The 7,635-nt window shown below is 71.4% G+C and carries 6 protein-coding genes and 1 pseudogene; 5 read left to right on the forward strand and 2 right to left on the reverse strand.

The genetic code is table 11. The features are described 5' to 3' along the window. Positions 1–667 precede the first annotated feature (667 nt). Positions 668–1,042 (forward strand): transglycosylase SLT domain-containing protein, encoded by a 375-nt coding sequence (locus tag ABZW03_RS33240; RefSeq protein ID WP_355266731.1) that lies wholly within the window; start codon positions 668–670, stop codon positions 1,040–1,042. A 266-nt stretch (positions 1,043–1,308) separates the two neighbouring features. Here the strand turns inward: ABZW03_RS33240 and ABZW03_RS33245 are convergent, their stop codons facing one another. After that, positions 1,309–1,779: an HD domain-containing protein gene (locus ABZW03_RS33245; protein WP_355266734.1), complete on the reverse strand. Its 471-nt coding sequence runs from the start codon at positions 1,777–1,779 to the stop codon at positions 1,309–1,311. Between the two features lie 186 nt (positions 1,780–1,965). On the opposite strand from ABZW03_RS33245, the gene ABZW03_RS33250 reads away from it, so the two are divergent. Next, complete coding sequence (locus tag ABZW03_RS33250) at positions 1,966–2,892, forward strand: AEC family transporter (RefSeq protein WP_355266737.1); 927 nt, start codon at positions 1,966–1,968, stop codon at positions 2,890–2,892. Positions 2,893–2,901: 9 nt separating this feature from the next. Here the strand turns inward: ABZW03_RS33250 and ABZW03_RS33255 are convergent, their stop codons facing one another. Then, the gene (locus ABZW03_RS33255; protein WP_355266746.1) at positions 2,902–3,336 is read right to left on the reverse strand and encodes a MarR family transcriptional regulator; all 435 of its coding nucleotides are present in this window, start codon (positions 3,334–3,336) and stop codon (positions 2,902–2,904) included. A 137-nt stretch (positions 3,337–3,473) separates the two neighbouring features. On the opposite strand from ABZW03_RS33255, the gene ABZW03_RS33260 reads away from it, so the two are divergent. The 3 genes and pseudogenes from ABZW03_RS33260 (at position 3,474) to ABZW03_RS33270 (ending at position 6,190) form a co-directional block, all read left to right on the forward strand. Next, entirely contained in the window at positions 3,474–4,343 is an 870-nt protein-coding gene (locus ABZW03_RS33260; protein ID WP_355266740.1) for an alpha/beta hydrolase, read from the forward strand. A gap of 309 nt (positions 4,344–4,652) precedes the next feature. Then, positions 4,653–5,854 (forward strand): annotated as a pseudogene (locus tag ABZW03_RS33265) (IS110 family transposase). Positions 5,855–5,896: 42 nt separating this feature from the next. Further along, positions 5,897–6,190, forward strand: a complete 294-nt coding sequence (locus ABZW03_RS33270) for a hypothetical protein (protein ID WP_355266743.1) — start codon at positions 5,897–5,899, stop codon at positions 6,188–6,190. Positions 6,191–7,635: the final 1,445 nt, after the last annotated feature.

Consider the following 7,635-nt stretch of genomic DNA (forward strand, 5'->3'; position numbering starts at 1 on the left):
GCCTCACCGGTTGGCGTCTATGTATTTTTTGTGGGGCCGCCGTCCCTGACCCGTCCGGACGGGCGGCCCCGCGTCGTCGTTCCCGGGCTCTCGGCGCGGTATCTCCCCGCAGCCCTCCCCTCGGACGTCCTCCGCTCTCCGGCCTCCAATCTCCGTCCGCCGCTCTCCGTCCGCTGTCCGTCGTTCGCTGCGCGCGGTGTGGCGCCGGTCTCAGGGCGGGCTTGATCGTCTGCACCCAGCGTGCTGCGCCCGGGCCGGCCGGTGACGCCCACCGAGCCCCGAACGGTGAGTGCGCTCACACGTGATCAACGTCCACGACGGACGGTAGTAGACACCCCGGGGACGCCCGCCCAGCTCCCGCGCACCCCGCGTTCGCGCAGCTCGGCGCCGGTCGGCACGCTCCGAGCGTCCGGCCCTTCGAATCCACGGCGGCGCGTCCCGTACGACCGCGCGTCGTACCGAAGGGGTCTTGGCGACGGCCGATCCGGTCTGGCAACAATGGCTTCCGTCGTCAGCCGCACCGGCTCCTGTCCCGCCGGTGAACGGCTTGCTGCCGAGTCACGCCCCGCAACCGTTCCGGCCCCTGTCCGGCCGTGGTCCAGGGCGGGGTGTGACCCGGCCCAACCTGATTGAGGTCTTGTTCTTCATGCCCGCTTTCAAGCTCCGTATGCGCACTTCCGCCGCGATTCTCGCCGGCGCCGCCGGTCTGACCGCCCTGGGCGCGGGTGTCCTGCCCGCCACCGCGAACGCCGCCACCGCCTCCCCGCAGGCCATCGCCGCCCAGATCGTCCCGGCCAACCAGCTGGCGTCGTTCAGCCAGATCATCGCGCACGAGTCGAGCTGGAACGTGACCGCGACCAACCCGAGCTCGGGCGCGTACGGCCTGGCCCAGGCGCTGCCGGGCTCCAAGATGGCCTCGGCGGGTGCGGACTGGAAGACCAACCCGTCCACCCAGATCAAGTGGGCGCTGGACTACATGAACACCCGCTACGGCAGCCCGAACGCCGCCTGGAACTTCTGGCAGGCCAACCACTGGTACTAAGCCGGACCCCTCGGCTCACCGACCTCCGCCCGTCACCTGACCACTCCCCTCACCCCGGGGGCCGGACAGGGACCACCGGGGTGCCCGAGAGGGCCCGGACCCGCGCGATCCGCGTGGTCCGGGCCCTCTCGTGGTTCTCCGGCGACCGGTTCTCCGGCTGCCCCGGCTCTCCGGTGGCCGGCTCTCCGGCGGCAGGCTCTCCGGTGGCCGGTTCTCCGGCGACCGGTTCTCCGGCTGCCCCGGCTCCCCTGGGCCGCAGGTCCGGGCTACAGCTCGCCGGTGAGCCCGAGCAGCTCGCGCATCCGCGCGTACTTGGTGGCCAGCCGCTCGGAGGTCGCCCGGTCCAGAGCGGCGAGGCGCGTCGGGTCGGAGTTGTGCGCCAGGTCCGCGCGCTTGACCAGCAGCGCGCCCGGCGTGGCCAGGATGCGCGCGGCGTACTCCTCGACCGGCTCGTCCGGGCGCCGGGTGAGCGCCTCCACGATCGCCTTGGTCTCCTCCGGCAGCGCGGCCTCGGCCAGCCACTCCCGGCTCAGCCGGTCGTCCTCGACGGTGTCGTGCAGCCAGCCCGCCGCGATCTGCGCCGCACTGCCGCCGCGCGCCGCCGTCCCCCGGGCGACCGCCGCGATGTGCTCGCCGTACGGGTGGCCGTTCTTGTCCACCTGCCCCTGGTGGGCCCGGCGCGCGATCGTCTCCACCTCGGACAGGCTCAGGTACTGGTCTTCCATCAGCTCCTCCATCGGCTCATCGTAGGCCGGGCAGCGGACCGCTGGAACCGGTGGCCGTCGGCGGGGCGGTCGACGGCCACTGGTTTACTGCCCCGGGGGTTCATGGGCTTCGGGGGGGGTCACCGCGCTCGGGAGTCGACGCCCCCGACGGGAGACCCCCGTCGCACCGGCAGACCCGTCCGAGCGATCCGAGGAACCATGCCAGCCCTGCACCCCCTGCTGTCCGCCTTCGCACCGATCTGGGCCCTCACGGGTGTCGGCTACGTCGTCGGCCGCACCGGGCTGCTCGGGCCGCAGGCCGAGACGGTGCTCAACCGGTTCGTCTTCCACGTGGCGATGCCGGCCGCGCTGTTCCTGATGATCGCCCGCACCCCGCTGGACCGCTTCGCCAACGCGTCGATGCTCGCCTTCACGGCCGGCACCGTGGTCGCGATCGGCCTCGGGCTGCTCGCCGGGCGGCTGCTGTTCCGCCGCTCGCCGGGCGAGCTGGCCGTCGGGGCGATGGCCTCCGGCTACGTCAACTCGGCCAACCTCGGCATCCCGGTGACCGTGCAGGTCCTCGGCGACGCCTCCTTCGTCGCGCCCGTGGTGCTGTTCCAGATCCTGGTGGTCACCCCCGCCGTCCTGGCCGTCCTGGACGGCGGCGCGGCCGGCCGCCGGGCGCTGCTCACACTGCCCGTCCGCAATCCGATCCTGCTGGCCACCGCGCTCGGCGCCGTCGTCTCGGCCACCGGCGCGCACCTGCCCGCCGAGCTGAATCGTTCCTGCGAACTGCTCGGCGGCGCGGGCGTGCCGACCGCCCTGATCGCCCTCGGCATCTCCCTGCACAACCGGCCGCCGGCGGACGGGCGGCCGCGCCGCGCCGAGGTCGGGCTGACCGTCGCGCTCAAGACCCTGGTCCAGCCGCTGGTCGCACTCGCAGTGGCCGGCCCCGTCCTCCACCTGCCCGCGCACCAACTCCTCACCGTGGTGCTGTTCTCCGCGCTGCCCACCGCGCAGAACGTGTACACCTACGCCCGCGAGTACCAGCGGGGCACCGCCCTCGCCCGGGACGCGGTGCTCTGGTCGACGCTGGCGTCGATGGCGACGCTGTCGGTGATCAGCTGGACCCTCGGACCCGCGTAGTCCGGCCGTTCACGTCTCCCTGGCGGCCGCCACCACCCCGGTCATGGCCGTCAGGAAGCGCCGGGCCGTGTCCAGCTCCCCCGGCTCGAACTGCCCCATGGCCGCGACCAGATCACCGATCAGCCCGCCGAAGAAGCCCTCCCCCAGCTCCATCGCGCGCTCCTCCACCAGCAGCCGCACCCGGCGCCGGTCCTGCGGGTCGCGCTCGCGCCGGATCAGCCCGAGCCGCTCCAGCCGGTCCACCAGCCCGGTGGTGCCCGCCGAGTTCAGCCGCAGCGCCTCGCCGAGCCGGCCCGGCGTGACCACCTCCCCGGCCCTGGCCGCGTCCAGCAGGTGGATCAGCGCCCGCAGATCGGTCGGATGCAGACCGTTGCGGGTCGCGAACTCGGCTCCGAACAGGTCGAGTTCGACCGTCAGGCCGCGCAGCAGGTGGACCAGCCGCATCGGCTCCACAACCTCGGACACCCTGTCGTCCTTCCTCGGGTAGGGCCTGTGCCATTATTCTCTCGCTCAGCGAGATACTTTCTCGGCGAGTGATTCAACCGAATCGGCCGCCATCACACCACACCCGCGGAGGCCCGATGTCCGCCCGCACCGCCCTCTTCCTCGCCGCCTACGACGCCCTGCTCGCCCGCTGGCCCGTCCCGGTCGAGCCGCTCACCGTCCGCACCGTCCACGGCACCACCCGGATCAACGCCTGCGGCCCCGCCGACGGCCGCCCGCTCGTCCTGCTGCACGGCGGCGGCGCCACCTCCACCATGTGGTTCGCCAACGCCGGCGCCCTGGCCGAGGCCGGACACCGCGTCCTCGCCATCGACCTCATCGGCGACCCCGGCCGCAGCGTCCACGACGGCGCCGCCCTCGACGGCGTCCCCGGACTGCTCGGCTGGCTCGACGCCGTCCTCGACGGACTCGGCGTCCGGCGGGCCGACTTCTGCGGCCACTCGTACGGCGGCTGGATCGCCCTGGAGTACGCCCTGCACGCCCCCGTCCGGGTCGACCGGCTCGCCCTGCTCGACCCCACCCAGTGCTTCGCCGGCTTCCGCCCCGGCTATCTGCTCCGCTCCCTCCCCCTCTTCCTCCCCGGCCGCACCCCGGCCCGCGCCCGCGCCTACCTCGACTGGGAGACCGGCGACACCCCCCGCCTCGACCCCGACTGGCGCGAGCTCTACGCCCTCGGCTACGCCGACTTCCCCGCCTCCCGCGTCGTCACCGGCCCCCGCCCCTCCCCCGAACGCCTCCGCACCCTCACCTCCCCCGTCCTCACCCTCCTCGCCGCCCACGGCCGCACCCACGACCCCGACCACATCGCCCGAACCGCCCGCCGCACCCTCCCCGACGCCGACATCGCCATCCTCCCCGGCACCTCCCACCACAACCTCCCCATGGCCGCCGCCCCACACCTCAACCCCCGCCTCACCGCCTTCCTCACCCCCGCCCGCCAGACCTGACCCCTCCCCCGGCCGCCGCCCGCACGAGCTCGACGCACCCAACGTCCCCACCCCGCCCCACGTCCCGCACCCCCGTTACCGTCTTCGTGGCTCCGCAATGGGGCTACCGGCCTTCGGGTCCGGCATGACTTCCCCCCTTGTTGTTCATGATCCGGGGGGTGGTACCACCGGGCCCGAAGGCATCGACGGACCGCTGATGAGGGGCTTGAGCACCGGCTTCACCCGCGCCGGAAGAGCTCTCCGTAACGTGGATGTGGCAGCTCGGTGCCAAGGCAAGGCCGGAAGAAAAGGCGATGGAGGGGCCTGCACGTGATCGACACCGACGGCATCGACGTCTTCCTCGGCCTGGACGTCGGCAAGGGTGAACACCACGCCACCGCCGTCACCCCGGCCGGGAAGAAAGCGTTCGACAGGCGACTGCCCAACACCGAGCCCAAGCTCCGCGAGCTGTTCGCCAAGCTGCAGGCCAAGCACGGGACGGTGCTGGTCGTGGTCGACCAGCCAGCCTCGATCGGGGCCCTCCCGCCGGCGGTCGCGCGGGACATGGGCTGCCCGGTCGCCTACCTGCCGGGGCTGACGATGCGACGGATCGCCGACCTCTACCCGGGCGAGACGAAGACCGATGCGAAAGACGCGTTCATCATCGCGGATGCGGCCCGGGCGATGCCGCACACGCTGCGGGCCATCGACGGCGAGGACGAAACGATCGCCGAGCTGGAGATGATCGTCGGCTTCGACGACGACCTGGCCGGCGAGGCGACCAGCGTCGCGAACCGGCTCCACGGTCTGCTGACCCAGATCCACCCGTCTCTGGAACGGGTTCTGGGGCCCCGGTTGCAGCACCCGGCCGTCCTGGCCCTGCTGGAGCGGTTCGGCTCACCGGCACAGATACGCAAGGCGGGCCGTCGACGGCTGGTCACACTGCTGCGGCCGAAGGCGCCGAGGATGGCCGAGCGACTGGTCGAGGACATCTTCGCCGCGCTGGACGAGCAGACCGTCGTCGTTCCGGGGACCGAGGCAGCCGCGCTGATCGTCCCGAGCCTGGCCGAATCTCTGGCTGCCGTCCTCGACCAGCGCAGCTGCTGGCCGGGCGAATCGAGGAACTCCTGGAGGAACACCCTCTTTCGAAGGCCCTGACCTCGATGCCGGGAGTCGGCGTCAGGACCGGAGCCCGGATCCTGATCGAGGTCGGCGACGGCAGCACCTTCCCGACCGCCGGCCACCTCGCCGCCTACGCCGGCCTCGCCCCGGCAACCCGGAGCTCGGGCTCCTCAATCCGCGGCGAACAGCCCTCCAGGAGAGGAAACAAGCAGCTCAAACGGGCCTTCTTCCTCTCCGCGTTCGCCGCACTGAGCGACCCCGCGTCCCGGGCCTACTACGACAAGAAGATCGCCCAGGGCAAGCACCACACCCAGGCTCTGCTCTGTCTCGCCAGACGCCGGGCCCACGTCCTTTTCGCCATGCTCCGCGACGGAACCTTCTACGAACCCCAACCCATCCAAGCGACGTGAGACCTGCTTGTCCTCCGCCCAGACCCATGGTCAGCTATGGCCATGGGGGACGAGAACTCCGAGCACTTGGCACTCATCCGTCGCTGGCTCGCGGGTGAAACCGTCAACAACAGCGTCGGCATCAAGGTCATCAGTGGCCCCTTCCACGGACGGACCAAAATCGTCGAGCTCGACCAGTCGGGACTGCCGCCCGCAGGTTTCCGATGTCGCCTCGGTCGAACACCAGGCCCCTGGAACCCCGCCGCCAAACATATTTACCTGGCAGTTCAAGCCCCCGACACCCCCGCAGGCTGGATCTACGAATACGCAGGCACCGACACACCGGCAGCTGGCTGACGCACGCTCCACCACCACCGGGGGCCCCCAACCGCTTGACCAAAGAGATAGGGGCACCCCCCGCGTGAGAAGTCGACCCAGCCGACTTCTCACGCATCAACACCCCCACCAACGCCAGCCCCGCCCCGAAACAAGGCACCCACACCACACAAGAAGTCGGCCGATCCGACTTCCTGCGCAACCAGGGCAAGACACGGGAGACGTCGACTCGGGCCGACGAGACCGCAACCGGGGCATCCGATCGGGCGCCAAGACCTCGGGCGCAGGCGATACCGCCGCTGCCAACCCCCGTGCCAGGCAGAAAGCACCCACACGAAAAGTCGGCCAAGCCGACTTCCTACGTCGCCAGGGCCGGCCCGGCCCGGCGACAGGATGCGGGGAAAGCCCAGCTCAGACTGACGAGACCGCGACCGAGGCATCCGGTCGAACATCACAACCTCGGGAAACTCGAAGCGCAGGCCCACGACCTCCATCTGTCGCCCTGACCGCGCTACGTAGGGCCGTTACCAACCTCCGTACCGGGCAGAAACAGTCGGCCAGGCCGACTCCTGCGTCGCCAGGGCCGACTCGGTAGACGGATGCCGGGACGCCGGTTCGGGCTGGTGGTATCGCGATCGGGGCGTGCAGTCGGGTGCCAAGGCCTCGGGAAACTCGAAGCGCAAGTCCACAGCCTCCACCCGTCGCCCTGACCGCGCTACGTAGGGGATGCCACCCTTGCCAGTCTCCGCGCCAGGCAGAAGGCACCCACACGAAAAGTCGGCCAGGCCGACTTCCTACGTCGCCAGGGCCGGCCCGGCGACAGGGTGCGGGAAAGGCGTCAGCTCGGACCGACGAGACCGCGATCGGAGCGTCCGATCGAGTATCACAACCTCGGGGGACTCGACGCGCGAGTCCACCACCCTTGCCAGCCTCCCCGCCAGGCAGAAAGAGCTGGCCGGGAGCGTCAGCTCGGGCCAGCGGGGCCGCGACCCGGGCGTCCGATCGGGTGCCAAGACCTCGGGGAACCCGAAGCACAGGTCCAGGCCTCCCGCCCGTTGCCCTGGCCGCGCAACGCAGGGGGACGCCACCGCTGCCAGCCTCCGCGCCGGGCAAAGCACCCACACGAAAAGTCGGCCAAGCCGACTTCCTGCGCTGCCAAGGGTGACCCAGCGACAGGACATGGGACGGGCGCCGGCTCGGGCCAGCGGGGCCGCGACCCGGGCGTCCGATCGGGTGCCAAGACCTCAGGGAACCCAAAGCACAGATCCAAACCTCCCGCCCGTTGCCCTGGCCGCGCAACACAGGGGGACGCCGCCGCTGCCCGCCTCGATGCCGGGCAAAGCACCCACGCGAAAAGTCGGCCGGGCCGACGGGACTATCACGATCTAGGTGTACGACACCCGGTTGGACTAGGTGTTGATCTTGCTGTCGGGCGTGGGCCAGGTGGCCTACGCCCGTCCGGCTGA

This window comes from Kitasatospora sp. NPDC004799 (assembly GCF_040609095.1).
Classification (GTDB): Bacteria; Actinomycetota; Actinomycetes; order Streptomycetales; family Streptomycetaceae; genus Kitasatospora.

Bases quoted from the DNA above. Each gene is read 5' to 3' on its own strand.
- ABZW03_RS33255 (WP_355266746.1), bottom strand. From the start codon at position 3,336: ATGCGGCTGGTCCACCTGCTGCGCGGCCTGACGGTCGAACTCGACCTG.
- ABZW03_RS33240 (WP_355266731.1), top strand. From the start codon at position 668: ATGCGCACTTCCGCCGCGATTCTCGCCGGCGCCGCCGGTCTGACCGCC.
- ABZW03_RS33270 (WP_355266743.1), top strand. From the start codon at position 5,897: ATGGGGGACGAGAACTCCGAGCACTTGGCACTCATCCGTCGCTGGCTC.
- ABZW03_RS33260 (WP_355266740.1), top strand. From the start codon at position 3,474: ATGTCCGCCCGCACCGCCCTCTTCCTCGCCGCCTACGACGCCCTGCTC.
- ABZW03_RS33250 (WP_355266737.1), top strand. From the start codon at position 1,966: ATGCCAGCCCTGCACCCCCTGCTGTCCGCCTTCGCACCGATCTGGGCC.
- ABZW03_RS33245 (WP_355266734.1), bottom strand. From the start codon at position 1,779: ATGGAGGAGCTGATGGAAGACCAGTACCTGAGCCTGTCCGAGGTGGAG.